This is a genomic window from Rhodobacter sp. NSM, assembly GCF_052244495.1.
In the GTDB taxonomy this organism is placed as follows: domain Bacteria; phylum Pseudomonadota; class Alphaproteobacteria; order Rhodobacterales; family Rhodobacteraceae; genus Cereibacter_A.
The window spans coordinates 170,108-193,977 of sequence record NZ_JBQPXH010000003.1; the positions used below are offsets into that span (position 1 = coordinate 170,108).

A 23,870-nucleotide genomic window follows, 5' to 3' on the forward strand; every position below is an offset into this window, starting at 1 on the left:
CGGGCGAAGGCCGCCGCGACCCGCCGCCACCGGAGGCGGGCCGACGGATGGTGCAGACCTTGCGGGGAATGTCAGCTCTCGACACCGCGCATGATGCCGAACTTCTTCATCTTCTCGATGAGCGTGGTGCGGCGCAGCCTCAGCGCATCCGCCGCGCGGGTGACGCAGCCCTCACGCTGCGCAAGGGCGGCCTCGATCAGCGCCACCTCGATATCGCGGAGGTAACCGCGCAGGTCGAGATCCGCGCGCCCCCCGAGCATGTCCTGGAACTGGCTCGGTTCCGGCAGGCCCTGGGACGCCGGGGGCGCCGCGGGCGGCAGCTCGGACTGACCTTCCGGATCGGGCATCGCAAGCTGCAGCAGGTTCTCGCGGACGTGCCGGGCCGTCACCATGCGGCCGGGAAACAGCACGACCGCCCGCGCGAGCACGTTGCGCAACTCGCGCACATTGCCCGGCCAGTCATGTGCGGCCAGCGACCGAAGGGCGCCTGCATCGAAATGCGGCAGGTCCAGCGCGGGATTGCGCCCGAGGTGATCCTCGAGCATCCGCGACAGGATCAGCGGGATGTCCGACGTCCGCTCGCGCAGGTCCGGCAGTTCCAGCGGGAAGACGTTGATGCGGTAGTAGAGGTCGCTGCGGAAGCCGCCCTTGGCGACCTGCGCATCCAGATTGCGGTGCGTGGCCGTCACGAGGCGGAAGTCGACGTCGATTTCGCTGGTTCCCCCGACGCGGGCGATACGCCGGCTTTCCAGCACGCGCAGCAGCTTGGCCTGAAGGGCGAGCGGCATGTCCCCGATCTCGTCGAGGAAGAGCGTTCCGCCCTGTGCCATCTCGATCCGGCCGATGCGCTGCCGCTCGGCGCCGGTAAAGGCCCCCTTCTCGTGGCCGAAAAGCTCGGATTCCAGCAGTTCGGCAGGGATGGCGGCGCAGTTCACCGCGACGAGTTGACCGTTGCGCCCCGAAGCCCGGTGCACGGCCTCTGCCACCAGTTCCTTTCCGGTCCCGGTCGAGCCCCGGACGAGCACAGGCGCATCGCTTACCGCCACGGCTCCGATCAGCTGCTTGACGCGACGTATCGCGAGGGACTCGCCCGGGATCACCTGGTCGATGAGGCCGGCGGGCGGAGTCAGCGGACGAGAGCGGGCACCCTCAAGCGAAAAGTGACTGGTCATGTGCTCATCGCCATGGTTAAGAAAACAAGGTTAAAATCCCTTTTCCGGCCCTTTGCCGCAACTGCATCATTGGCAAGTTCCTTCAGCCAAAAAGTCAGGCATGCACCCTACGGAGGTCCCTCCTATCCCTTCGGACGGGTTCCCTGTTCAAGGCTGTTGCGCAAGCAGATCGCGGAATGACTCGACGGCCTGCCACCTTGCGCGAAGCCGCGGTGGCAGCTCCGTCTCGGCCAGAAGATCCGGCGAGCGCGCGTCGAGGTGAAGCGGCCCGAGCGAGGGGATGATGGCCGTTCCGTCGGGAAGGCCCGGCTCGTCGCGGGCAAGCGTCACCATGGGCTGCGGCGCAAGGACGAGGATCCCCTGCATCCGCGCGGCCTCCATCGTCCGCTCGTCGGGAAGGGCCGCACCCGCATCGGCAAAGCGGGTCTCCGTCCCCCGCTCGGCCTCGACCTTCGCGAGATAGGCTGCCCCTCGCGCCCGGTCTGCCGAGTGATAGGCGGCGGTCGCGGCCTCCCACGAGCCGAGCCTCGCATGAAGCTCCACAAGGAAGCGCGCGGCATGACGCGTGTTGCTGACCGGGTCGATCATCTCGTCGGCCGAACCGAAGGCGGGCGAGTGCCAGCGCCAGTTGAGCTGCATGCAGCCGACGTCGATGTTGGTCACGCCCGAGGCCGTGACCGAGCGCAGCATGGCCAGTGCCTCGTCCTTCGTCTCGAAGAACATCCCCCGCCCGCCCTGATTGAGGGTCCAGGGCCAGGCACGGCCCTTGCGGCCGGATTCGACGCGGGCGATGGCAGGCATCAGCCCCTCGGGCAGGCCCGCCTCGGCGCCCGCGCGAGCGGCCAGATCCTCGCAGCTTTCCGCGGCGCGCAGCGCGGGCGCGGACAACAGCAGCAGGACAAGGGACAGCACGAGCCTCATGCCGGACAAGGGCAAGCGCCGTGCCATCCTCACCTATCGCAGGTAGTCGAAGAGGCTGCGGTTCGCGATCTTCACATAGGTCTGCTGTGCCGCCTCCTGCGTGAGAAGCAGCGTCTGAAGCCGCGTCACCGCTGCGGCCACGTCCAGATCCTCGAGACCGGCAACCGCCACCTGCATGCGGGTCTGCCGCGAGTGGATCGCCTCGAGCTGGTTGTCCACCGTCGCCGCGAGCGAGCCCGCCCGCGCGCGCTGCTCGGCCATGTGGCTCACGGCGGCATCGAGGCTGGTCGCCATGTCGGAGGCGCCGAAACGCTCGGCGACGATCCAGCCGCCCTGCCCCTGCGCATCGGTGAAGGTCGCCAGAACGTCGCGCGTGCCGTCGCTCCGGCTCATGTCCGAGACGCCGATCGTGCCGCGGGAAGACAGGACAAGCGTGCCGTCCTCGGAGGTGGAGGCGGTGATGCCGGTCTGGCCCGAGGCGGCGTTGATCGCATCCTCGACCGAACCCGGCAGAAGCTGTTCGATCTCGGCCGAGCCGTCCGGCCCGGTCAGGGTGAAGCTCAGCGTCGCCTCGTCGCGAACCGGCAGGATCGACAGCCTCGCCTCGATGTTCGACGTGCCCGAGATGGCCGCCCCGCTGATCGGCGGCGAAAGGGCGGCGATCAAATCGTCGGCCAGATCGAACAGGCTCTGCGTGCCGGCCTTGGTCTCCACCGCCATGAACACCTCTTGCCCGCCGAGACCGGTGGCCACCCGCAGAGTCTCGGACAGCTGCGCCATCGTCTGCCCGTCATTCCCGGCGAAACGTACGACTCCTGCCTCCTCGACGAAGGCTGCGCCGGCCGAATAGCCCGCGAAGAGGCCCTGCCCGGTGCCGTCCTTGCGATTGGCGGCCGCGAAGAGCGACTCGCGCAGGGCCTCGGCCTCGATCCTCAGGCCCGCCCGCCCCTCTTTGGTAAGGCTCATGTTCCCCATCTGGAGCACGATGTCCTTCATCTCCCGGACATATCCCGACAGGTCCGAAAGGGTGGTATCCACATGCGCGAGCCGTTCCGCCGCCGAGTTGGCGCTGGACGCGTAGCGATCGAGCGAGGACTGCATTTCTTTGGCCGCGGAGAGCTGGACCGCGCGTGCGGGATCGGCCGAGGGCCTCGGATCGTTCGTGCCGGCCGAGATCCGCTCCTGAAGCGTGCCGATCTCGGTTTGAAGCCGCGCGAAGTTGCGGCTGGCGAGCGTGGCGAAGAGGGTGGTTCCGATGGTCATGGCCGCCTCACAGAGCGTTCAGGAGAGTTTCGAAAAGCGTCTGCGCAACCGAGAGCACCTGCGAGGATGCCTGATAGGCCTGCTGCTGCTCGATCAGCTTTGCGGCTTCGGCATCGAGATCCACGCCGCTCGCGGCCGCCGAGGCGCGCTCGGCCACCTCGAGCGCCGCATTGGCGGAGGAGACGCGTCCCGATGCAGCCGAGGCTTGCGTGCCGATGCGGGTCTGCAGCCGGGCGTAGTCGGCCCCGTAGCCGCCCTGTCCGGTCGCGGCATCCCCGCTGGCCAGTTCCAGAAGGCGGCCGAGCGTCTCCGAGCCTCCCGAACTGCCGGTGACCGGCTGAAGCGAGAAGCTGTCGCCGGTGGCAAGGGTCCCGCTCAGGGTGATCCGGTAGCCGCCGACCGTGGCGGAGCCGTCAGCGCCGAGCACGCGGGTGCCGATCGAATGGCCCGTGGCGTGGTCGAAGAGCTCGATCTGCCGCGTCGCCGCATCCGTCACGCGCACGTCGACCGCTGCAGGGGTCGCCGCCGGAGTTCCCGCTTCGACCGATCCGGCAAGCCGCAGCACGCCGGATCCGGTCATGAGGACGATCAGATCCTCGTCCGGCAGGTCGGAAAGGACGAGACGCTGGCCCGCCAGCGCGCTGGCCGAGCCAGAGGCGGAAACGGCCTCGCCGGTCGTTGAGGTGACAACCAGCCCGCCGTCCTTCACGGCAACGGTCGCGCCCTCGGTATCCAGCCCGGCCGCGCGGGCACCCGCCTGCGGCGGCACGCGGACCGTCCCGGCAGCTGCAGGCACCTCAAGGACGAGCCGCCCCTCGGCGTTCCAGGAGGCAGAGCCCGGGAAGCCCGCAGGCGTCGTGACGCTGCCCGCATTCGCTGTCAGGCTGTAGCGCGTGCCGCCGACCTCGACGTCGAAGCTTGCCGGCAGGGCGCCGGGGTCGGCAGGCTCGCCGATGACCGCGACGCTTGCCCCGTCCGCGGGCCCGAGGCCGAAGGCCGCGGCCGATCCGCCCTCGACGCGCAGGCCGGCCCCGTCGAGCGATCCGGCGGCCGTAATCACCAGCCGGTTCGACGCATCGAAGGCCGCCGTCAGCACCCCGCTCTCGCCGCCCTCGACCGCCACCGCACCGCCGGTCATGCGCAGCGTGAAGCTCTGGCCCTCGTAGGAGACCGAGACGGTCCTGCCATCCGCGGGAAGCGATGTGAGCGCGCCGCCGGTCAGGGTCGAGGTCGGGGCCCCCTGCCTCAGGAGGGTGGCCAGCCCGGCCGCCACATCGGCGCCGTCCGCGACCGCGGCCGTCCCGGCATCGAACACGACCGACCGCGCGCCGACCGTCATCCCGTAGCGCGCCGATGCCGATTGTGCCGCGACACCGTCCGTCGAGGATCCGGATCCGTCGAGCGCAGGGTTGTAGGTGAAGTCATAGCGCTGGATGCCACCCGCGCCCCCGACACTGCGCGAGACGAGGCCACCGCTCAGGGGATCGACCGCCGCATCCTGCCGCAGACCATCCAGGTCGGTGGAGAAGCCGGCCACGGACGAGAGGTGAACCTCGCCCGTGAAACGCGCGCTGTCGGTGGTGCCCGAGAGCGTGACCGCGGCGCCCACGGCCCGGCCGTCGGACCCGGCAGACTGCAGGCTGACCGGGCTGCCCGCGCCATGCCTGAGCGAGGTGATCCCGACATCCTCGCCCGTCCCGTGGACGAGAAGCAGCCGGCCGCCGTCGGGGGACAGCTCGGCCCGCACGCCGGTCGCGGCGCTCACGGCATTCACCGCCTGCGCCAGCGCGTCCATCCGTCCGCCCGAGACGGCACCGCTGATCCGGACCGGCGCGAGATTGGATCCCGTCAGCTCGAACGAGAGCATCCCGTCGGCCGGCGCATCGAGCAGGACGGCGGTGCGGGCCGAAGCCTCCACCCCGTCGACGGCGGCGGTAATGGCCTCTGCCGCCCGGCGCGCGGTCGCGCCCGCCGGAAGCATGACCTCCGCCGGCAGGCCCGTGCCGGTCCCGACCGTCAGGTTCTTCGAGCCGGCGGGAGCAGGCAGATTGCCCGAGGTACCCGTCGCCGGATCCCCGAGACGCAGCGTGAGGGTGCTCTCGCCCGGCAGCGTCGCCGTGTCGACGCTGGTCCCGCGATAGCCTTCGCCATCCGTGCCGTTGATCGTCGAGGCGTCGTAGACCGCGCCCGGCAGGAACCCGTTGTCTTCGGTCAGCAGGAGCGCGGCCTCGGCCGCCGAAAGCGGCGTGCCGGCGACATGGCGACCGTCGCGGGTGATGATCTGGATCGCGCCGCCTGCCGGCTCGGAGGGCGTCAGGCTGCCGCTGACCGTGCCGGAAGGTCCGGTCACGCTGGCGGTCATCCCGAAGTCGCCGCTGCCGAGCACGAGGCTCAGCCGCCCCGGGCTGCCGCTTGCCGTCACGCCGAGCTCGGCCAGAGTCTGGCCGTCCAGGCTGGTTGCTCCGGCATTCAGGGCATCGGCGAGGCCCCTGACATCGCCCGCGCCGAGGCCCGACAGGTCGAACTGGTGCAGCGTCCCCCCGATCGAGAAGGACAGCATCGAGGCGCCCGCCGCCTCAGCGTCGGAGAGCAGGAAGTCCTGCTCGGACTGCGTGCCGAGACTGGCGAGGGTCACCGAGGACGTGCCCGCGGGGATGTATCCCACGACGCCTTCGCGGATGAGGGTCACCGCGTCGGCTCCTCCCGATCCCGGCAGGAGCCCCGCGACCGTGTCGAGAGCCGGAGGCGTGACCGTGGCGGGCAGGATACTGGCCGCGGCATTGCCCTGGTTGCCCGCCGCCGAGGAGACGACGAAGGCCGCCGAGGCCGCGATCCGGCGCGTGTCGGTCAGGGCGAAGCGCATGTCGATCGCCAAGCCCTCGCGCGGGAGCACCGTCAGCCGGTCGCCGTCCTTCGCGGCTCCCGTCATCTGCAGCGTCAGGCCTTCCAGCATGATCGTCTCGGCACCGCTGCCGATCTCGGTTCCCGCCGCATCCAGGGCGCGCCAGAGGCCCGCGCCGGCATCGCGCACGAGCGTAACCGAGGCAGGCGCAAGGTCCATGTCGAAGCTCGCCACGCTGGCGCCGCCGGTGCCCCGGTTCATCGGGTCGGCCGTCACCTTCCAGCCCTCGAGCTTGAAGAGGTCGCCCCCAGCCGCCCCGGTCTGGTCGATCCCCTGCGCGTGGATCGCGTTCATCTCCGAGGCCACCTGCCGGGCGAGGCCGTCGAGCTCGGAGGCGGCATTGTCGACGGCCGACAGCGAGGAGGCCAGCCCCTGCAGCGTGCCGCCCGTGATCTGCCGGCTCTGCATCGTGGAGCCGTTGCGCGTCACGTTCAGCACGAGGCCGCCGGACTGGGCCGCCTCGACCGTGCTTGCCACGGTTCCGTCAAGAAGGAGCGGCCCGCCGGGCGAGGAGCCGAGCGTGATCGTGGCCCGACCGATCTGGTCGAAGCTTGCGGAGATGCCGAGCGTCTGCGACAGCTCGCCCAGAAGCCGGTCGCGTTCATCCAGAAGAGGATTGAGCGCCGACTGCGACGAGCCGACCATGCGCCCGTTCAGTTCCGCAAGCAGACGCAGCTGGCTCGTCGCCTGGGCAGCCGCCTGATCCGACAGATCCACCACCTCGGCGCGAAGCCCCGACAGCCCGCCCGCCACGGTCGCGAAAGAGCCTGCGAGGCTCTCCCCCGCCGCGAGCATCACCTGCCGAAGGGCGCTGTCGTTCGGGTTCGCCGTCAGGTCGTTCACCGCGTCAAAGAACCCGGTCAGCGCCTCCGGCACGCTTCCCGAGCCCGACAGGAACAGGGTCTCGATCGCCGATGCGGTGACGTCCAGGCTTTCCGCCGAGGCCGCCGCCCCTTCCGCCGTGCGCAGTCTCTGGGCCACGAGCCCGTCGAAGGCGCGGCGCACGTCCTCGACCCGCACCCCCTGCCCCGACGTTCCGCTGCTGGTCGGCGTGGTCTGTCCGCCCGGCACCTGCGAGAGAACGACCTCGCGGCGCACGTAGCCATCGGTGTTGACGTTGGCGATGTTCTCGGCCGTGACCGAAAGCGCCGAGCGGTAGGAGAGGATGCCCGAGCGGGCGATGTCGAGGATGGACAAGGATCAGGTCTCCCGGACGGGACAGGCGGCAAGGCGGCGGCAAGGCCTGCTTTGCCACGGGCCTCGGGCCGGCATCGCGGCAAGGCACGAGGGCTCGGCCGGGCGGTTCATCCCTTCCCGCCCCGCACGAGGGGCGCGAACTGGCGCTCGATCGCATCGGCGATGCCGAGGCCCGCGCGCCCGGCGGAACTCCGGGCGAGTTCCATGTCCAGCATGTCGCGCGCGGTGTCGACGCCGGACGAGCCGAGAAGATCGCCGCCCGGCAGCCCCGCCCGCCCGGCCTTCAGAAGCTGGGTCAGGAAGAGCGACTCGAAGCCTTCCGCAGCCTGCCGCAGATCCTCGCGGCCCGAGGGCTGGGCGCTGCTGCCGGCAAGCGAGAGCGGGCTCAGGGACTGGAGCTTGAGGTCCATCAGATCACCACCAGTTCGGCCCGCAGCGCCCCGGCCTCGCGCAGCGCATCGAGAATGGCCACGAGATCCGAGGGAGTCGCGCCCACCGCGTTGATCGCATCGACGAGCGAGCTCAGCGAGACGCCCGGGTCGAAGACGAAGGCCTTGGCGGGATCCTCTATGACCTGCACGTTGCTGTCCGGCGTGACCACCGGATCGCCCGGCGCCACCACGGTCGCATCGTTGCCCACGACGACGCTCGCGCCCTGCGAAACCCGCTGGTCCTCGGTCACGCGCACGGTCAGCGAGCCGTGGGTGACGGCCGCGGGCGTGACCTTCACGGAGCCGCCGATGACCACGGTCCCCGTGCGCGAGTTGACCACCACCCTGGCCACGGGCGGCGCGGGATCGATCTCGACGTTCTCGAGCAGGCTCATGAAGCTCACGCGCTGCGCCGGATCGGCCGGGGCCCGCACCCGGATCGAGGTGCCGTCGAGCGCCACCGCCACCTCGGGGCCGAAGGTGCGGTTCACGCCCTCGGCCACCGCCGCCGCAGTCGAGAAATCGCCGCGGTTGAGGTTCAGGATCAGGTGGTCGGATTCAAGGAAGGGCGTCTCGACCATCCTCTCGACCATGCCGCCACGGGGCACGCGGCCCACGGTCGGGATGTTCACGGTGAGGGACGAGCCGTCCTTGCCCTCGACGCCGAGCCCGCCCACGACGAGGTTGCCCTGCGCGATGGCATAGACCTCGCCATCCGCGCCCATCAGCGGTGTCATCAGAAGCGTGCCGCCCTTCAGCGACTTTGCCTGCCCCACGGTCGAGACGGTCACGTCGAGCGTCTGTCCGATCTTGAGGAAGGGCGGCAGGTCCGCAGTCACCATGACGGCGGCGGCGTTCTTGGCCTTGAGGTCACCCGTCTCGACCGAGAGGCCGAGCCGCGAGATCAGCGACTGCATGGACTGCTGCGTGAGCTGAGAGTTGCCGTCGCCCGTCCCCGACAGGCCCACAACGACACCATAGCCCACGAGCGGGTTCGACCGCACGCCCGCGACGGTCGTCAGGTCCTTCAGCCGGTCCGCGAAGGCCGGGGGTGCGATGGCGAGAAGCGCCGCAAGGAAGAGCGCGCGTCTCACAGCGGCGAGACCACGGCGAGCCCGCGGCGCAGCCAGCCGGGCTTTGCAGTGTCGGCGGTATCTCCCGCGCCGATGTACTTGATCTCGGCATGGGCGATCCGGTCCGAGGTCACGACGTTGTCCGGCCCGATGTCCTCGGGACGCACCACGCCCTTCAGCCGGACATATTCGTTGCCGTTGTTCAGGGTCAGCAGCTTCTGGCCCATGATCTCGAGATTGCCGCCCGGCAGGACACGCGTGACGGAAACCGACATCCGCCCGCGGAGCGAGTTGGACTGCGAGGCCGCCCCCTTGCCCGCGAAGCCCTGATCGGTCGAGTTGTCGAGCACCCCGTCGTCGAGACCGAGCGTGATCGCATCGGGCAGGTCGATCGAGTAGTCGTTGCTGCGCGAGCCCGAAGCGCTCTGCGACTTCGAGGCCGAGAACTTCTCGTCGAAATCGACGGTCACGATGTCACCCACCCGCGCCGCGCGCCGGTCCGAGACGAAGAGGCCACGGGCGCTGGCGCTGTAGATCCCGCCGGTGGGCAGGCTGTCGAGGCGCGCGGGCTCCTCGACCGGATAGACCGGGGCCCAGGCCTGGGAGGCGCGGTCCTCGACATAGGTCGAGCAGGCGGCGGGCGCGAGCAGCAGGGCCAGCGCGGGAAGGGACATGCGGCGGGACATCTGCGCCTCAGAGCTTGTTGGCAAGGAACTGCATCATCTCGTCGGAGGCCGAGATGGACTTGGAATTGACCTCGTAGGCGCGCTGGGTCTCGATCATGTCGACCAGCTCCTGCACCACGTTGACGTTCGAGGATTCGAGCGAGCCCTGCACGAGCTTGCCGAAGCCGGGCTCGACCGGGTTGCCGATCACGGCCTCGCCCGAGGCCGCGGTCTCGACCGCGAAGGTTTCGCCCACCGGCTGCAGGCCGCGCGGGTTGGCGAAGGTCGCAAGCGTGATCTGGCCCACCTCCTGCGCCTCGGTCTCGTCGGGCATCAGCACCGAGACGATGCCGTCGGCCGAGATCGTGACCGAGACGACGCCTTCCGGGATCTGGATCTCGGGTTGCACCACGTAGCCGGACGAGGTGGTGATCGTGCCTTCGGCATTCTGCGAGAAGGTGCCGTTCCGGGTGTAGCCCATGCGCCCGTCGGGCATCAGCACCTGGAAGAAGCCCGGCCCGTCGATGGCGAGGTCGAGCGCGTTGTCGGTATTGGCAAGCGAGCCCTGCGTATAGAGCTTCTCGGTCGAGACCACGCGCACCCCGGTGCCCACGGCCGAAGGAGAGGTCATCGCCGTCGCCTCGGAGGTCTGTGCCCCGCCCGGCTTCCAGGTCTGGTAGAGCAGGCTCTCGAAATTCGCGCGGTCGCGCTTGAAGCCCGTCGTGTTGACGTTGGCGAGGTTGTTCGAGATCACCTGCATCCGGGTCTGCTGGGCGTTCAGACCGGTCTTGGCGACATGCATCGCATTGGTGGACATGCGGGGCTCCTTCAGGCGCTACAGCCTGTCTGCTGCAAGCCCCGTGCCACGCGTCACTCCGGCGGGCGCAGGAGGCGCGAGCCGCTCTCGTCCAGTTCCTTGGCCGAGGAGATCATGCGGAGGTTGAGTTCGAAGGTGCGCTGCAGTTCGATGGACGAGACGAGTTCCTCCATCGTGTTGACGTTCGAGCCTTCGAGCACGCCCTGCAGGACGCGGGCGCGCTGGTCGGGGGCCGGCAGCGGATCCTCGCCCGCCCGGATCTGCCCGTCGGGATCCTTGCGGAGCGTCACGCCCTCGGGGATCACCGTGGCGAGCATCGGCCCCTCGACCCGCTCGCCTTCGGCGCCGTCCTGCGGCTCGTAGAGGATGCGGCCCAGCTCGTCGATCACGATCGAGCGCACCGGCGGCAGCTGGATCGGCTGCATCCCCTCGTCCAGCATCGCCTCGCCCGCCCCGTTCAGAAGCTGACCGTCCGCCGTGAGCCGCAGGTCGCCCCGACGCGACAGCGCCGGCTCGCCGCCCTCGGGCTGGACGAAGAACCAGCCGTCCTCGGCGATGGCCACGTCCATCGGTTCGCCCGTCTGGTTCAGAAGGCCCGGCGCGGTCGAGAAGAGATGCGGACCCCGCTCGGTCTGGAAGGCGCGCGCCGAGGCCGTCTCCATCGCCTTGAGGAACCGCGCGTCGCCCTCGTTGGTCAGGTCGCGCCGGAACCCCGGCACGGTCTGGTTCGCGAGGTTCTGCGCCTGGATCACCCGCGTGTCGCGCAGGTTGGCCAGCGAGTTCAGGGCGGTATGGATCAGCCGGTCCATGATCCGCCTCAGCTGCGGATGTTCATGATCGTCTGCATCAGCGAGTTCGAGGTCTCCATGGCCTTGGCCGAGGCCTGGTAGTTGCGCTGCGCGGTGATCAGGTGGACGAGTTCCTCGGTGAGATCGACGTTCGCATGTTCGAGTGCGCCGGCCCGGATGATGCCGAAGCCGGAATCGCCCGCCGTGCCCGCCACCGGCAGGCCGGAGTCGGCGGTGGCCGCGAAACCCGATGCGCCGAGCTGGCGCAGGGCCTGCGGGTTGGCGAAGGTCACGAGCACCACCTGCCCCATGGCGACCGGCGTGCCTGCGCCATAGGCTGCCCAGACCGTGCCGCTCGCATCCACTTCGAGGCTCGTCAGCGCCGAAGCGCTCTGGCCATCCTGCCGCACGGTGTTGACCTCGAAGCTGTGGTCCGCAAGCTTCGTGCCGGCCAGGTCGAGCGCGTAATCGGTGCCGACGCTGGTGGTGAAGCTGAGGCTGCCGGTGCCGCCGCCGAGCGCCCCCGTCGCGTCGAAGCTCAGGTCGCCCTCGGCCGGCGTCAGCGTCTCGCCGCCCACCACGAGCCGCACCGCCCAGCCCGTCTCGGGCGTGCCGGCGGTCGGGTTCGAGGTCTTGATGAAATAGGCGGCGGCCTCGACCGCGTTGCCCTGTGCGTCGAAGACGGGGATGGCCGTCACTGCGGCATAGGTGGTGGGATCCGTCGCATCGAAGGCCGCCGGCGGCACCGACGCCTGCTGGCCCAGCATGGCATCATCGGTCGGAAGGTCCACGGTCATGGCGACAGCGCTCGTGCCGATGGGCGAGCCCATCGTCAGCGGGATGGTGAGCGGCACGGCGGTGCCCGGCACCTGGCTCAGCGCGTCGCCCTCGACGCTGACGGGCCAGGCGAGGAGCTTCTGCCCCGAGGCGTTGACGGCGATCCCCTCCGCATCCAGTCCGAAGGCGCCGGCGCGGGTGTAGATCGGTTCCGGCTTGGCCGAGTTCGGCCCCGTCGCGGGCTCGGCCGCGAAGAACCCCTGCCCCTCGATGGCGAGATCCAGGGTGTTGCCGGTGGCAACCACCGATCCCTGGCTGAACTGCATCGCGGTGCGCAGCGTCTGGACGCCCGAGCCCACCGCGGTCCGCGCGATGCTGTAGGGCGAAGAGTTGAACACGTCGGCGAACTCGGCGCGGCTGCCCCGGAAGCCGATGGTGCCCACGTTCGCGATGTTGTGCGAGGTGGCGGCAATGTCGTGCTGGGCGGCGGCGAGACCCGAAAGGGCGGTGTTGATCGACATGAGAAGGGTTCCTTTGGGGCGAGATCAGCGGAAGGACGTGATGGTGTCGGCGGGGACGCTGCCCTGGTCCTCGACCTCGAGCATGGTGCTCTGGCCGTCGGCGCTGGTGCCGACCGAGAGGACGCGGGCATAGACCGAGGGCGAGAGCGGAACCGAGGCGTCGGCCGAGGTGGCCGTGACGCTGACCCGGATCGGCACGCGCGAGGAGACCAGCGAGGACGGAACCTCGTCCCAGCCGAATCCGACCTGCCCCGCCTGCTGCGCACCGAGGGTCTGGGAGTGCAGGAGCTGTCCCGTGACGCTGTTGGAATAGGTCACGACCACGGCCTCGGCCGGATCGGCGAGCGTGGCCGCGCCATGGACCGAGCCGGAGGCATCGGCCCGCGCAAGCGTGCCCGGAACCAGCACGCTCCGCCCGATGAGCGAGGCGGCCGTTGCCGTGCGGAACGAGCCCATGCCCTCGCCGATCCCGCTCAGGGTGGTGTTGAGCTGCTCGATGCCCGAGACGGTCGAGAATTGCGCCATCTGCGCGAGGAACTCGCCATTCTCCATGGGCTGGAACGGGTCCTGGTTCTGGAGCTGCGTGGTCAGCAGCGTCAGAAAGTCCTCCTGACCGAGGTTCGAGCTGCCCTTGGACTGGCTCGCCGACTGCAGCGCGAGCCCCGTGGCGTAGGAAGTATCAACCGGCGTCGTCATGTCACTGTCCCATGTTGGCGGTGCGGGCCATCAGCGAGCGCAGCGTGGACACCGCCTCGAGCGTGTTCTGGTACTGCCGGCTCGCTTCCATCATCTCGACCATCTCCTCGTCCACCGAGACCGGTGCTTCCCAGACGTAGCCCTCGGCATCGGCCTGCGGATGATCGGGGCGGTAGACACGCGCGGGCTCGCGATCGAGGCTGACGACGCCCGCCACGTCCGTGGTCGAGAGGCCGCTCTCGCCGGCCGCTTCGGCGTAGACCGTCTCGAACACCGGGCGAAGCGGCCGGAATGCCGTCTCGGCCTTGTCCGACACCGTCCCCGCGTTGGCCAGGTTGCTCGCTACGGTGTTCATGCGCACCATCTGTGCCGAAAGCGCCCGCGCGCCGACGTCGAATACGTTTCCGATCCCGCTCATTATTCCCCCTTGATCGCCGTCATCAGGCCCGAAATGCGCCGGTTGAGCAGCGCAAGGCTCGTCTGGTAGCGCAGGGTGTTCTCGGCGAATTCCATCTGTTCCACGCCCATCTCGACCGTATTGCCGTCGAGCGACGGGGAGACCGGATCGCGGTAGAGCGCCTGTCCGGTTCCCGCGGGACCCCCCACCGGGATGTGGCGCGCCTCGGTCGTCATCAGCGTGCCGCTGCCCGTCGCCCGCGCGAGTTCGGCACCGAAGTCGATGTCGCGCGCCTTGTAATGCGGCGTGGCCGCATTCGCGATGTTCGAGGTCAGCAGGTTGTTGCGCGTCTCGCGCAGCACCAGCGCCTCGGCATGAAGCCCAAGCTGATCGCGGAACCCGGAAACCGACATGCAAACCTCCGTCACCCTGCCGCCGTCGCGGCATCTGGACCGGGACTTGCAAGGAAGATGCCAGATGCCCGTCCCTGCGAGGAGAAAGCGATGAGCACCCCGCCTGCCCTTGCCCGCCACGCCCTGATCGACGCCTCGGCGCGCGAGATCGTCGAGTTGCTGGAACCGCTCGGCCGGGCCGCGGCCCTCGCACGGCTCGAGGCCGATCATGCCGCCATGGCAGCCGGACCGGCGCGGCGCGCCCTGCTGGCGGCCCGGGTGGCGCTGCTGCAGGACGGGCCGCGTTTCACCCTGCCGCCCGCCTGCGAGCCGGTGCCGGAACCTGAGCCGGAACCGGAACCGGAGGCTCCGGCGGCGCCGGTGCCGAAGCCGGTGGTGATCCCGCAACTGAACCTGGCCGCCATGATGGCGCTTTTCGACGAACCGGAGGAAGAGCCCGAACCCGCCGCCGCGCCGGAGCCGGAGCCGCCGGCTGCGTCGCCGGGTCCGGAGGACGGCTGGACCCGGATCAGACTGACGGAGGACGGTCCCCGCGGCCTCGCCGCGTTCCCGAAGGGCGCCGCGCTGACGGTCAGGCTGGAAGACGCAGCGCGGCTCCTGATGGCCGGGATCGCCGAGGAACTGGAGGACGACGGCTCGCCGGCGCCCGACTGGGACAACGTCTTCGCGGCCGGGGATCTCGACAGTCTTGCCGATCCCTCGGGCGGGGCCGACGCGGTGCCGGCGGACGCGCAGGACGAAGACTCGACCGATACCGAACCGGCCGACCTGCCGGCTCGGGTGGCATCCGGTCGTCCCGCGCTGGATCTCACCGCACTGGCTGCCCTCGAATCTCTCGACGATGCCGAACCAGCCGCCGTTGCGCCGCAGGTGCCGTCCGGTCGTCCCGCCCTGGATTTCTCGGCGCTCGCTGCCTTCGACTCCCTCGATGATGCCGAACCAGCCGCCGTTGCGCCGCAGGCCCCATCCGGTCGTCCCGCCATGGATCTCTCGGCGCTCGCTGCCCTCGATTCCCTCGACGATGCCGATCCCGCCGAAGCGGCCGACGCACCCGCGGAGCCCGAGACGCCGGCCCCGCCTGCGAAGAAGGCGCCGCGCAGCCGCCGGTCGCCGCGTCGCAGTTCGAGGAAGAAGCCCGCCTCGGGCGAGGCTGCCGAACCGGAAGGTCAGGATTGAGAGCTGGCCGGCGGGATCCGGTCGTCAGGCGGCGGAGGCCTGCATGGCTGCGGCGGTGAGCTCGATGGTGGCGGGCAGCGATTCAAGCGCCCGGCCAGCCGCAGCCGCGTCGGACGCATCGGCCGCGGTCTCGTAGCCCGAGAGCGTGCGGTGGAGTGCTACGAGGCCGACGGCTGCGGCTGCCCCTGCCGTGCGATGGGCGAGCTTCGCCGCCGCCTGATGCTGTCCCGCCTCGTGCAAGCGGCGCATCTCGGGCAGCGCGGCTCCGGCCTCGGTCAGCACGCGGCCCATCATTCCCGCGATGTAGTCGGGCCCGAGGTTGCCCTCGAGATCCGCGCGAAGTTCGGCATCGATCAGTGGCGTGTCCGAGGGGGTCGCTTCTTCCGGCACGGGCTTCTCCTCTGTCGCGGTCTTGCCCTCGGTGAAGTGGCGGATCGCGCGGAACAGCGCCGCCCGCGTGATCGGCTTGACGAGAACGTCATTCATGCCCGCCGCGAGAAACTCGGGAATCCGGTCGGGGTCGGCATGGGCCGTGGCGCCCACGATCGGCGCATCCGCCGAAGCCCCGCCCTGCCGGATCTGCCGCGTCGCCTCGAGACCGTCGACCCTCGGCATCGAGACATCCATCAGGATCAGATCGAACCGGCGAGCCGTCGCGGCCTCTGCCGCCTCGGCGCCGTCCTCGGCCAGCGTCACCTCGTGCCCCGCCATGCGCAGGATCTCGGCCAGGAGCTGGCGGTTGATGGCGTTGTCCTCGGCCACGAGGATCGAGCAGCCCCCCGCCTCGCCCACCGACGCCTCTTCGGAATATTCCTCGTCCGAGACATCGGCCTCGTCCGCAAGCGGCACCGTGAGGCGAAGGGTGAAGACGGAGCCAAGCCCCAGCTTGCTCTGGACGGTGATCTGCCCGCCCATCGTCTCTGCCGCCAGCTTGGCGATCCCGAGGCCGAGGCCCGTGCCTTCGCGGATCCGTCCGTAGGAGGAGTCGAGCGTCTCGAAATTCTTGAAGATCGTGTCGAGATGCTCTTCCGCGATGCCGATGCCCGTATCGTTCACATGGACGCAGAGGTCGACCGTGCCCGGCACCGAGCCCATGTGCCACAGGAGTTCGACAGAGATCTTGCCGTTGTCGGTGAACTTGATGGCGTTACCGATGAGGTTGTACATCACCCTGAGGAAGAGATGACGCTGCGCCATGACGAGCGGCACTTCGCCCTTCGGTGCCGCGAACCAGAGCTTGTTGCCGCGCTTGGCGGCCTGGGGCTGGTTCTGCCGCATCAGCCCCTCGATGACCTCGACCGGCGAGAAGGCCGAGCGGGCATAGCTTGCCCCGTCCCTGTCCGAGAGCCGGGTAAGCTCGAGCACGTTGTTCACCTGATCGAGCGCGGCCGAGCCGCAGCCGATCACGATGTCGGTCAGCCAGCGCTGGCGTTCGGTCAGTTCGGTCGAGCTCTGCAGCAGGTCGGAGGCCGCCATCAGCCCGTTGAGCGGCGTGCGCATCTCGTGGCTCATGACCGCGAGGAAGCGCGACTTCGCCTCCTCGCCCTTGAGCGCATCGTTGCGGGCCGTCTTCAGGCTTTCCTCCCGCTCCAGCCGCTCGGAAATGTCGCGGATGAAGGAGATGAAGAACGGATCCTTCGAGGCACCCTGCGCCTCGGCCACGGAGACCTCAACCGGGAAGGTCGAGCCGTCGGTGCGCTGCGCCATCATCGTGATGCGCCCGTCGCGGCCCGTCAGTCCGGACTCGGTCTCGCCCTCGCCGCGCGGCTGCGGACGCAGCAGGTTGTCGGCATCATCCGTGCGGATGTAATCGACGAAATTCGAGCCGCGGGCGACCCCCGGCGTCCAGCGGAACATGTCGAGCGCGGCCCGGTTGCATTCGACGACGCGACCCATGTGATCCAGCACCACCACCGCGTCGAGCGAGGATTCGATCGTCGCGCGCAGGTTATGGACCGACCTCTCGAGAAGGACCCCACGGCGACTGCGGGCGTTGCTCTGCACGATCACGACCGCGATCAGCACCCCCATCAGCGCGAGCAGCCCGAGCGACGCCAATGCGAAGGACTGCAGCGAGTTCCGCAGCGTGGCCCGGCGTTCGTCCGAGATCTCCATCAGATCCCCTAGCGTCTTGACGACCCCCGAGCGGACGATGCCCGTATCGCTTTCCAGTTCATCGATCAGCCGCGGCAGCGCCGCCCGCAACTCGGCGTCCGGCCCGTCGATGACCGGGATCCAGCGCTTGAAGAAGCCGTCGGGACCGTCGAACATCGGCAGGACCGTCCTCTCGAGCTCGGCAATGGTGCCGGCCTCGGAGCCGCGGACGATGTCCACGCGGCTGAACAGGATGTCGAACTTCTGGCGGACGGCCTCGAGCCGCGCGGGATCTTCGGACCTGTAGGCGGCCATCTGCGCTGCCGAGGCGAAGTTCAGGACGTCCACCTCGAACTGGGAGAGCACCCAGGTGCGATTGTCCAGATGGGCGATGCGGTTGGCCTCGAGCTGATGATCGATGTCCGAAAAGATGAAGATCGCGCCGACGAGGGCGCAGACGCCCACGGCAAGCACGAGAAGAAGTCCCTTCCACCGCTCGAAGGGACCGCCGGGGGCGGCGTCGCGGGCTTCGCTGAACATGGCTTTGACCTCGGTTTCCCGCTCGCCCGATACCGGATTGCGGGGCGCCTCTGTCATGGGTGCACTGTCAACCTGTCCAGCTGCCAGATGCTTTGCCCATATTTGACCTCCGTGCGGTATCGCTCGCTCAGGTCGAAGGGAAAGACAATCCACAGCGGCCCCTTCTCCCGGCGCGAGAAGGCGGCTCCGTCGATCTCGTAGGCGATGATCGGGGCATCGTCCTCGATGGCTTCGGCGGGGATCTCGACGGCGTAGTCGTTGATCGCGGTGGCCGAGACCGACGCATCCTCGGCCACGCCGAGACTGTCGAGGAGCGCCCTCAGCGGCACCCCGGCAAATTCATGAACACCTTCCGTCCAGACCGTGGAGGTGCTGAACTTCTGCTGCGGCAGGCTGCGGAGCATCGGCAGATCGAAGACGGCTCGCGTACCATCGCTGGTCACGGCGATCTCGCCATCCACGGTCAGGAGAGGCGCTTCGGACGGGGGCGGAAGCTCCGTCGAAGCGGCCATCGATCCCACGCCGACGGACAGAAACAGGGCTGCACAACTGAGGCGCAGGAAGGTCCCCGCACGCACGGTCATTCCACGACTCCCTCAACTTACGCCTCCCGGCATCAATAACAGCAAAATCTCAATGAAACATCACCGCTTAAGCATGCGGTAACATACGAAAGCATATATACTTCGCCAACCAATGTCAGGAAATCGGCGCGGGAGTGTGGATACATGCCATTCCACTTGTCTCTTCCCAAATTTTTGGGATGTGTGCAACCTAGAGATGCCGGCTCCTCTATTCGGAGGGCCTCCCTCCGGATGAGTCAACAGTTCCGCAGGAATGCGTGCAAGACAGAAGCGAGCGTACAATGACACAGATGCCCCAGAAGCTCAGCGTTCTCATTGCCGACGATCACGAGATGGTCGTCGAGATGTTCTCGCTCTTCCTGACCGCCTCGTCCGAAATGACCGTGAAGACGGCCAAGAGCCTCGACGAGGCGCTGGAACGCATCAAGGAGCACGGGCCCTTCGACGTCACCCTGCTCGACCTGAACATGCCGGGGATGAACGGCGTCGCGGGACTGACACGGGCGATCAAGCTCTCCGCGGGCAAGCCGGTGGCGATCCTGACCTCGAACCCGACCCCCCGCATGGTCGACGAGATCCTGGCAGCCGGCGCCTCGGGCATCGTGCTGAAGACGACGCCGGTGCGCAGCCTGGGGAACGCGATCCGCTTCATGTATGCGGGCGAGCATTACCTGCCGCTCGAACTTGCGCGGGATCGCCGCCAAGCGGGCGACAGTTCCGGCGGGCGGCTGACCGAGAAGGAGATGCTCGTGATGTCCTATCTGGCGGAAGGCCGCCAGAACAAGGAGATAGCGCACGGCCTTAACCTTGCCGAGCCGACGATCAAGATGCATGTGAAGTCCATCTGCAAGAAGCTGGGCGCCACGAACCGCACGCAGGCTGTCGTCACGGCGCGAAACCTCGGCATCATCTGACGGACTGGCCCGCATCTTGCAGGAAGCTTCCTGACGGCGGAAGGAGCGGGCGATGGGTTACGACAGGATCGATATCGACGGCGGCGAAAGGCTTCTTGCCGAAATGGCGGACGAGGCGCGTCGAAGGGCCGGAAGCAACTACTTGCTCGACAACCGCTGGTTTCCGCCCGAGGCCTATGCAAGGGCCGAAGCCGCCGCGCTGGACGAGGATCGTGTCCGCGCCATGATCCTGCTGCCTGCGGGCAAGGGCTGGATCGTCGACATCCTCATTGACGGCGTCGAGACCGAGTCGGTCTTTCCCTCGCTTCCGGCTTTCGTCCGGACCGAGGAAGAGGCGCGTGACAAGGGCTTCATCTGCCTCTGCGCGCTTTTCCAGACGATCTTCGCCCGACGCGTGGCCGAACATGGCGACGGCGGTCTGCCGGTGCGCCGGTTCGACCTCATGGGACAGACGCTGCGCGTCACAGGCGCGATGCAGGCTCGCGCGAGCCTTCTGATCGATTATTTCGGCGGCACCGGCGACGGCGAGGATCCGGCCGCCCGACTCCGTGTCGCGGTTGAACCCTTTCTCGAGAACGGCCGCTTCTCGCCCGAGAAGTGGCAGGCCGCGAAGAAGGGCGAACGCTCGCTCACCTACTTCTACGCCGCGGCGCTCATCCTGAAGGGCGTCGAGGCGCTGCCGGGCCCCGCCGAAATCCTCAACTGACGAGAAAGCGGCGGACCGAGGGTCCGCCGCTTCGCCCTGCCGGATCAGCCGGCCGGATTTGCCCCGCGGCTCAGGCCGCGCGGTTCAGGCGCGCTTCCGCGAGCTTCGTGAGCTTCATGTCGGCCGCCTTCTCCTCGGACAGCGTCTGCTCCAGGATCTGCGCGACTTCCGTCCGCCCCAGTTCCTTCGACCACGCGATCAGCGTGCCGTAGCGCGTCATCTCATAGTGCTCCACCGCCTGCGCAGCCGCGGCGAGGGCCGCGTCCAGCACGTCCTGCTCGGCGATGTCGCCGGCCACCTCGTTGGCTTCCTTGATGATGCCGTCGATGGCGGGGCAGGTGGTGCCCTTCGCGTCCTGACCGAGCAGTGCGAAGACCCTCTCCAGCCGCGAGACATGCCCGCGGGTTTCCTCGAGATGGTGCTCGAACCCTTCGCGCAGGCCGGAGTCGCCGGCTTTCTCGATCATCTTCGGCAGCGCCTTCTCGATCTGCATCTCGGCGTAGTAGATATCCTGCAGCATGTGCGTGTAGAGATCGTCCATCGAGCGGATGTCTTTCGAGAACAATGCCATGGCGTGTCTCCTTCATGTTGTTCCAGATCCCCCGGCGGTCTCGTTCCACCGGATCGGAACACGAACAAAGGCGTATGGCGAATGTTCCCGGCCAAGGCGCCGTCCGGCCAGACGGCAGCCGCAAGCCGCTCATCTTGCCGCTTTACTCGGCAAACCGCGCTCGCCTACTGTCGGCGCATGGATATCGGGCTGGTCATCTTCGACTGCGACGGGGTTCTGGTCGATTCGGAAGTCCTTGCCGTAGCGGTCCTCATCGCAGAACTGGAACGCGTCGGCGTGACGGTGGACGAGTCCTTCGTGCATCGCAACTTCCTCGGACGCAGCTTCGCGGTGGTGCGCGATGTGGTGCTGCGGGAATTCGGGATCGCCCTGCCCGAGAGCTTTCAGGAGGAGGAGCGCGCAAGGCTGCTTTCGGCCTTCGAGACGGGCCTGCATCCCGTTCCGGGCGCCATCGAGACAGTCATGGCCTTGCGTGTGCCCTACTGTCTCGCCACGTCCAGCACCCCGGCCCGGCTGGCCCGCTCGCTCGAGCTCACCGGGCTCGCGCCGCTCTTCGAGGGACGCTGCTTCACCTCCGGCCAGGTGGCGCGCGGCAAGCCTGCACCGGATCTCTTCCTCTTCGCTGCGGCCTCGATGGGCGTCGAGCCCTCCCGTTGCCTGGTGATCGAGGACGCGGAGCCCGGACTGCGCGCCGCAATCGACGCCGGCATGCAGGTCTGGCACTTTACCGGGGCAAGTCACCTTGCGGGCCGCAGCCTGGAGGCGACGCCCGGCTTGCGCCCACACCGGCGCTTCGACAACTTCGCGGATTTCTACACGACGATGCCCGGCTTGCGCCAAGACTGCTGCGAGACCCTGACATGATCGACCGGCCGGAGATCGAACCGACGCCGCTGGACGATGCCGCCCGCGCGGGATGGCTCTATTATGTCGCGGGTCTCACCCAGGACCAGATCGCGCGCGAACTCGGCACGTCGCGGCAGCGCGCCCAGCGGCTGGTCAGCCGGGCGATCTCCGAGCGGCTGATCCACGTCCGGCTCGAGCACCGTGTCTCGGGCTGCCTCGAACTCGAAGCGGCCCTTGCGCGGCGCTTCGGGCTGAAGCTCGCCCGGGTGGCCCCGAGCCTCGGGGCCGCGGTGGACCCCCTGCCCTCGATCGCGCCCACCGCGGCGGCCGAGGTCGAGCGCGTGCTGCGCTCCGAGAAACCGATGGTGGTGGCCTTCGGCACCGGCCGCTCGCTTCGCGCCACGGTCGAGGAGATGACCTCGCTCGTCTGCGAGCATCACAAGATCGTCTCGCTGAACGGCAACATCTCGGCCGACGGCTCGGCGAGCTACTACGACGTGATCTTCCGGATCTCGGACCGCGTGCGCGCACCGCATTTCCCGATGCCGATGCCGGTCATCGCGCAGGACGCGGCCGAGCGGGAGCTCTTCCATGCGCTCAAGCCCGTGCAGTCTGTCCTGCGGCTGGCGCAGAATGCCGACGTGACCTTCGTCGGCGTGGGCCAGATGGGCGAGGATGCGCCGTTGCTGAAGGACGGATTCATCACCGGATCGGAACTGGCGGAGATGCAGGCGCTCGGCGCCGCGGGAGAGGTCGCGGGCTGGGTCTTCGACTCGGAGGGGCGCTATCTCGAGACCAGCATCAACCAGCGGGTGGCGGGCGTGAGGGTCGAGATTTCCGGCGACCGGATCGCCATCGCCATCGCCGGGGGCAGGCGCAAGCTTGCTGCACTGCAGGCAGGCCTGAAGGGCCGCATTTTCAACGGCCTGATCACCGACGAGCTTACCGCGCAGGCACTTCTCGCCTGAGCGAGCGGAATGGATCGGCAGAAAGTGTTTGACTCATTGCCGCCCCTCGGTGAGAAATTATTCGCCGCACGAAATAATGCTCACCGTGCAGGCCAGGGAGGATACTGATGACCGCAAGATTTCGCGCCCTGATGGGCGCGTGTGCCGTGGCTGCGCTCTCGTCCGCCGCCGGCGCCGAAACCATCACCGTGGCGACCGTGAACAACGGCGACATGATCCGCATGCAGGGACTGATGTCCGAGTTCAACGCGCAGCATCCCGACATCACCGTCGAATGGGTCACGCTCGAGGAGAACGTGCTGCGCCAGAAGGTCACGACCGACATCGCCACCAAGGGCGGGCAGTTCGACGTGCTGACCATCGGCACCTACGAGGTGCCGATCTGGGGCAAGCAGGGCTGGCTCGTGAGCCTCAACGACCTTCCGCCGGAATATGACGCCGACGACATCCTGCCCGCCATCCGCAACGGCCTGACCGTCGACGGCGAGCTCTATGCCGCGCCCTTCTACGGCGAGAGCTCGATGATCATGTACCGCACGGACCTGATGGAGAAGGCGGGGCTGACCATGCCCGACGCCCCCACCTGGGAGTTCGTGAAGGAAGCCGCCGAGAAGATGACCGACAAGGATGCCGAGGTCTACGGCATCTGCCTGCGCGGCAAGGCGGGCTGGGGCGAGAACATGGCCTTCCTGACCGCGATGGCCAACAGCTACGGTGCGCGCTGGTTCGACGAGAACTGGCAGCCGCAGTTCGACGGCGAGGCCTGGAAGGCGGCCCTGACCGATTACCTCGACATGCTGACGAACTACGGTCCGCCCGGCGCCTCGAACAACGGCTTCAACGAGAACCTCGCGCTCTTCCAGCAGGGCAAGTGCGGGATGTGGATCGACGCGACCGTGGCGGCCTCCTTCGTGACCAACCCGGCCGAATCCACCGTTGCCGACAAGGTGGGCTTCGCTCTCGCCCCCGATACCGGCAAGGGCAAGCGCGCGAACTGGCTCTGGGCCTGGAACCTCGCGATCCCGGCCGGCTCGCAGAAGATCGATGCCGCCAAGCAGTTCATCGCCTGGGCGACCTCGAAGGACTACGCCGAGCTGGTGGCCTCGAAGGAGGGCTGGGCGAACGTGCCTCCGGGCACCCGGACGTCGCTCTACGAGAACCCGGAATACCAGAAGGTGCCCTTCGCGCAGATGACGCTGGAGAGCATCAACGCGGCCGATCCGACCAATCCTGCGGTCGATCCGGTGCCCTATGTCGGCGTGCAGTTCGTGGCGATCCCCGAGTTCCAGGGCATCGGCACCGCCGTGGGCCAGCAGTTCTCTGCCGCGCTCGCGGGCTCGTTGTCGGCCGAGCAGGCGCTGCAGGCGGCACAACAGTTCACGACGCGTGAGATGACGCGCGCGGGCTACATCAAGTAAGTCATCGCGTTGCGGGCCGG

The 23,870-nt window shown here is 68.5% G+C and carries 22 protein-coding genes; 6 read left to right on the top strand and 16 right to left on the bottom strand.

The features are described 5' to 3' along the window. Positions 1-71: 71 nt before the first annotated feature. The 13 genes from ACTVZP_RS07905 to flgB all read right to left on the bottom strand — a co-directional run bounded on the left by ACTVZP_RS07905 (position 72) and on the right by flgB (position 14,033). Positions 72-1,172 carry a sigma-54 interaction domain-containing protein gene (locus tag ACTVZP_RS07905; RefSeq protein WP_443211601.1) on the bottom strand — a complete coding sequence of 367 codons (1,101 nt, stop codon included), beginning with the start codon at positions 1,170-1,172 and terminating at the stop codon, positions 72-74. 147 nt (positions 1,173-1,319) lie between these two features. Then, entirely contained in the window at positions 1,320-2,120 is an 801-nt protein-coding gene (locus ACTVZP_RS07910; protein WP_443211602.1) for a transglycosylase SLT domain-containing protein, read from the bottom strand. 6 nt (positions 2,121-2,126) lie between these two features. Further along, complete coding sequence (gene flgL / locus ACTVZP_RS07915; RefSeq protein ID WP_443211603.1) at positions 2,127-3,356, bottom strand: flagellar hook-associated protein FlgL; 1,230 nt, start codon at positions 3,354-3,356, stop codon at positions 2,127-2,129. 7 nt (positions 3,357-3,363) lie between these two features. Continuing rightward, positions 3,364-7,455 carry a flagellar hook-associated protein FlgK gene (flgK, locus tag ACTVZP_RS07920; RefSeq protein ID WP_443211604.1) on the bottom strand — a complete coding sequence of 1,364 codons (4,092 nt, stop codon included), beginning with the start codon at positions 7,453-7,455 and terminating at the stop codon, positions 3,364-3,366. Between the two features lie 107 nt (positions 7,456-7,562). After that, positions 7,563-7,865 (bottom strand): rod-binding protein, encoded by a 303-nt coding sequence (locus ACTVZP_RS07925; protein WP_443211605.1) that lies wholly within the window; start codon positions 7,863-7,865, stop codon positions 7,563-7,565. Then, positions 7,865-8,980 (bottom strand): flagellar basal body P-ring protein FlgI, encoded by a 1,116-nt coding sequence (locus tag ACTVZP_RS07930; protein WP_443211606.1) that lies wholly within the window; start codon positions 8,978-8,980, stop codon positions 7,865-7,867. Before ACTVZP_RS07930 ends, ACTVZP_RS07925 begins: the two co-directional genes overlap by 1 nt. Then, positions 8,977-9,645 carry a flagellar basal body L-ring protein FlgH gene (locus tag ACTVZP_RS07935; RefSeq protein ID WP_443211607.1) on the bottom strand — a complete coding sequence of 223 codons (669 nt, stop codon included), beginning with the start codon at positions 9,643-9,645 and terminating at the stop codon, positions 8,977-8,979. Before ACTVZP_RS07935 ends, ACTVZP_RS07930 begins: the two co-directional genes overlap by 4 nt. Before the next feature lie 7 nt (positions 9,646-9,652). Next, on the bottom strand, positions 9,653-10,441 hold the full coding sequence (gene flgG, locus ACTVZP_RS07940; protein ID WP_443211608.1) for a flagellar basal-body rod protein FlgG: 789 nt from the start codon (positions 10,439-10,441) through the stop codon (positions 9,653-9,655). 53 nt (positions 10,442-10,494) lie between these two features. Continuing rightward, positions 10,495-11,250: a flagellar basal body rod protein FlgF gene (locus ACTVZP_RS07945; RefSeq protein ID WP_443211609.1), complete on the bottom strand. Its 756-nt coding sequence runs from the start codon at positions 11,248-11,250 to the stop codon at positions 10,495-10,497. Between the two features lie 8 nt (positions 11,251-11,258). After that, a complete protein-coding gene (locus ACTVZP_RS07950) occupies positions 11,259-12,527 on the bottom strand; it encodes a flagellar hook protein FlgE (RefSeq protein ID WP_443211610.1) in 1,269 nt (422 codons plus the stop codon). A 24-nt stretch (positions 12,528-12,551) separates the two neighbouring features. After that, on the bottom strand, positions 12,552-13,223 hold the full coding sequence (locus tag ACTVZP_RS07955) for a flagellar hook assembly protein FlgD (RefSeq protein ID WP_443211611.1): 672 nt from the start codon (positions 13,221-13,223) through the stop codon (positions 12,552-12,554). 1 nt (position 13,224) lies between these two features. Further along, complete coding sequence (gene flgC, locus ACTVZP_RS07960) at positions 13,225-13,641, bottom strand: flagellar basal body rod protein FlgC (RefSeq protein ID WP_443211612.1); 417 nt, start codon at positions 13,639-13,641, stop codon at positions 13,225-13,227. Next, positions 13,641-14,033, bottom strand: coding sequence for a flagellar basal body rod protein FlgB (flgB, locus tag ACTVZP_RS07965; protein WP_443211613.1), 393 nt, complete (start codon positions 14,031-14,033; stop codon positions 13,641-13,643). Before flgB ends, flgC begins: the two co-directional genes overlap by 1 nt. Positions 14,034-14,123: 90 nt before the next feature. On the opposite strand from flgB, the gene ACTVZP_RS07970 reads away from it, so the two are divergent. Then, complete coding sequence (locus ACTVZP_RS07970) at positions 14,124-15,209, top strand: hypothetical protein (protein WP_443211614.1); 1,086 nt, start codon at positions 14,124-14,126, stop codon at positions 15,207-15,209. A 24-nt stretch (positions 15,210-15,233) separates the two neighbouring features. Here the strand turns inward: ACTVZP_RS07970 and ACTVZP_RS07975 are convergent, their stop codons facing one another. Then, complete coding sequence (locus ACTVZP_RS07975; RefSeq protein WP_443211928.1) at positions 15,234-17,843, bottom strand: response regulator; 2,610 nt, start codon at positions 17,841-17,843, stop codon at positions 15,234-15,236. A 53-nt stretch (positions 17,844-17,896) separates the two neighbouring features. Beyond that, positions 17,897-18,427, bottom strand: a complete 531-nt coding sequence (locus ACTVZP_RS07980) for a molybdopterin-dependent oxidoreductase (RefSeq protein WP_443211615.1) — start codon at positions 18,425-18,427, stop codon at positions 17,897-17,899. A gap of 281 nt (positions 18,428-18,708) precedes the next feature. On the opposite strand from ACTVZP_RS07980, the gene ACTVZP_RS07985 reads away from it, so the two are divergent. Together ACTVZP_RS07985 and ACTVZP_RS07990 are read left to right on the top strand one after the other, a co-directional pair. Continuing rightward, the gene (locus ACTVZP_RS07985) at positions 18,709-19,341 is read left to right on the top strand and encodes a response regulator (protein ID WP_443211616.1); all 633 of its coding nucleotides are present in this window, start codon (positions 18,709-18,711) and stop codon (positions 19,339-19,341) included. A 52-nt stretch (positions 19,342-19,393) separates the two neighbouring features. Then, the gene (locus ACTVZP_RS07990; protein WP_443211617.1) at positions 19,394-20,047 is read left to right on the top strand and encodes a hypothetical protein; all 654 of its coding nucleotides are present in this window, start codon (positions 19,394-19,396) and stop codon (positions 20,045-20,047) included. 70 nt (positions 20,048-20,117) lie between these two features. Here ACTVZP_RS07990 and ACTVZP_RS07995 read toward each other — a convergent pair whose 3' ends face one another. Further along, a complete protein-coding gene (locus tag ACTVZP_RS07995) occupies positions 20,118-20,618 on the bottom strand; it encodes a YciE/YciF ferroxidase family protein (protein WP_443211618.1) in 501 nt (166 codons plus the stop codon). A gap of 177 nt (positions 20,619-20,795) precedes the next feature. Between ACTVZP_RS07995 and ACTVZP_RS08000 the strand changes: the two genes are divergently transcribed. The 3 genes from ACTVZP_RS08000 (at position 20,796) to ACTVZP_RS08010 (ending at position 23,850) form a co-directional block, all read left to right on the top strand. After that, positions 20,796-21,482, top strand: coding sequence for an HAD family hydrolase (locus ACTVZP_RS08000; RefSeq protein ID WP_443211619.1), 687 nt, complete (start codon positions 20,796-20,798; stop codon positions 21,480-21,482). Further along, positions 21,479-22,432 (top strand): sugar-binding transcriptional regulator, encoded by a 954-nt coding sequence (locus ACTVZP_RS08005; protein ID WP_443211620.1) that lies wholly within the window; start codon positions 21,479-21,481, stop codon positions 22,430-22,432. Before ACTVZP_RS08000 ends, ACTVZP_RS08005 begins: the two co-directional genes overlap by 4 nt. Positions 22,433-22,539: 107 nt before the next feature. After that, positions 22,540-23,850, top strand: a complete 1,311-nt coding sequence (locus ACTVZP_RS08010; RefSeq protein WP_443211621.1) for an ABC transporter substrate-binding protein — start codon at positions 22,540-22,542, stop codon at positions 23,848-23,850. The last annotated feature ends 20 nt before the right edge of the window (positions 23,851-23,870 follow it).

Bases quoted from the DNA above. Each gene is read 5' to 3' on its own strand.
- ACTVZP_RS07905 (WP_443211601.1), bottom strand. From the start codon at position 1,172: ATGACCAGTCACTTTTCGCTTGAGGGTGCCCGCTCTCGTCCGCTGACT.
- ACTVZP_RS07910 (WP_443211602.1), bottom strand. From the start codon at position 2,120: ATGGCACGGCGCTTGCCCTTGTCCGGCATGAGGCTCGTGCTGTCCCTT.
- flgL (WP_443211603.1), bottom strand. From the start codon at position 3,356: ATGACCATCGGAACCACCCTCTTCGCCACGCTCGCCAGCCGCAACTTC.
- ACTVZP_RS07925 (WP_443211605.1), bottom strand. From the start codon at position 7,865: ATGGACCTCAAGCTCCAGTCCCTGAGCCCGCTCTCGCTTGCCGGCAGC.
- ACTVZP_RS07935 (WP_443211607.1), bottom strand. From the start codon at position 9,645: ATGTCCCGCCGCATGTCCCTTCCCGCGCTGGCCCTGCTGCTCGCGCCC.
- flgG (WP_443211608.1), bottom strand. From the start codon at position 10,441: ATGTCCACCAATGCGATGCATGTCGCCAAGACCGGTCTGAACGCCCAG.
- ACTVZP_RS07945 (WP_443211609.1), bottom strand. From the start codon at position 11,250: ATGGACCGGCTGATCCATACCGCCCTGAACTCGCTGGCCAACCTGCGC.
- ACTVZP_RS07950 (WP_443211610.1), bottom strand. From the start codon at position 12,527: ATGTCGATCAACACCGCCCTTTCGGGTCTCGCCGCCGCCCAGCACGAC.
- ACTVZP_RS07955 (WP_443211611.1), bottom strand. From the start codon at position 13,223: ATGACGACGCCGGTTGATACTTCCTACGCCACGGGGCTCGCGCTGCAG.
- flgC (WP_443211612.1), bottom strand. From the start codon at position 13,641: ATGAGCGGGATCGGAAACGTATTCGACGTCGGCGCGCGGGCGCTTTCG.
- flgB (WP_443211613.1), bottom strand. From the start codon at position 14,033: ATGTCGGTTTCCGGGTTCCGCGATCAGCTTGGGCTTCATGCCGAGGCG.
- ACTVZP_RS07970 (WP_443211614.1), top strand. From the start codon at position 14,124: ATGAGCACCCCGCCTGCCCTTGCCCGCCACGCCCTGATCGACGCCTCG.
- ACTVZP_RS07975 (WP_443211928.1), bottom strand. From the start codon at position 17,843: ATGTTCAGCGAAGCCCGCGACGCCGCCCCCGGCGGTCCCTTCGAGCGG.
- ACTVZP_RS07980 (WP_443211615.1), bottom strand. From the start codon at position 18,427: ATGACCGTGCGTGCGGGGACCTTCCTGCGCCTCAGTTGTGCAGCCCTG.
- ACTVZP_RS07985 (WP_443211616.1), top strand. From the start codon at position 18,709: ATGACACAGATGCCCCAGAAGCTCAGCGTTCTCATTGCCGACGATCAC.
- ACTVZP_RS07990 (WP_443211617.1), top strand. From the start codon at position 19,394: ATGGGTTACGACAGGATCGATATCGACGGCGGCGAAAGGCTTCTTGCC.
- ACTVZP_RS07995 (WP_443211618.1), bottom strand. From the start codon at position 20,618: ATGGCATTGTTCTCGAAAGACATCCGCTCGATGGACGATCTCTACACG.
- ACTVZP_RS08000 (WP_443211619.1), top strand. From the start codon at position 20,796: ATGGATATCGGGCTGGTCATCTTCGACTGCGACGGGGTTCTGGTCGAT.
- ACTVZP_RS08005 (WP_443211620.1), top strand. From the start codon at position 21,479: ATGATCGACCGGCCGGAGATCGAACCGACGCCGCTGGACGATGCCGCC.
- ACTVZP_RS08010 (WP_443211621.1), top strand. From the start codon at position 22,540: ATGACCGCAAGATTTCGCGCCCTGATGGGCGCGTGTGCCGTGGCTGCG.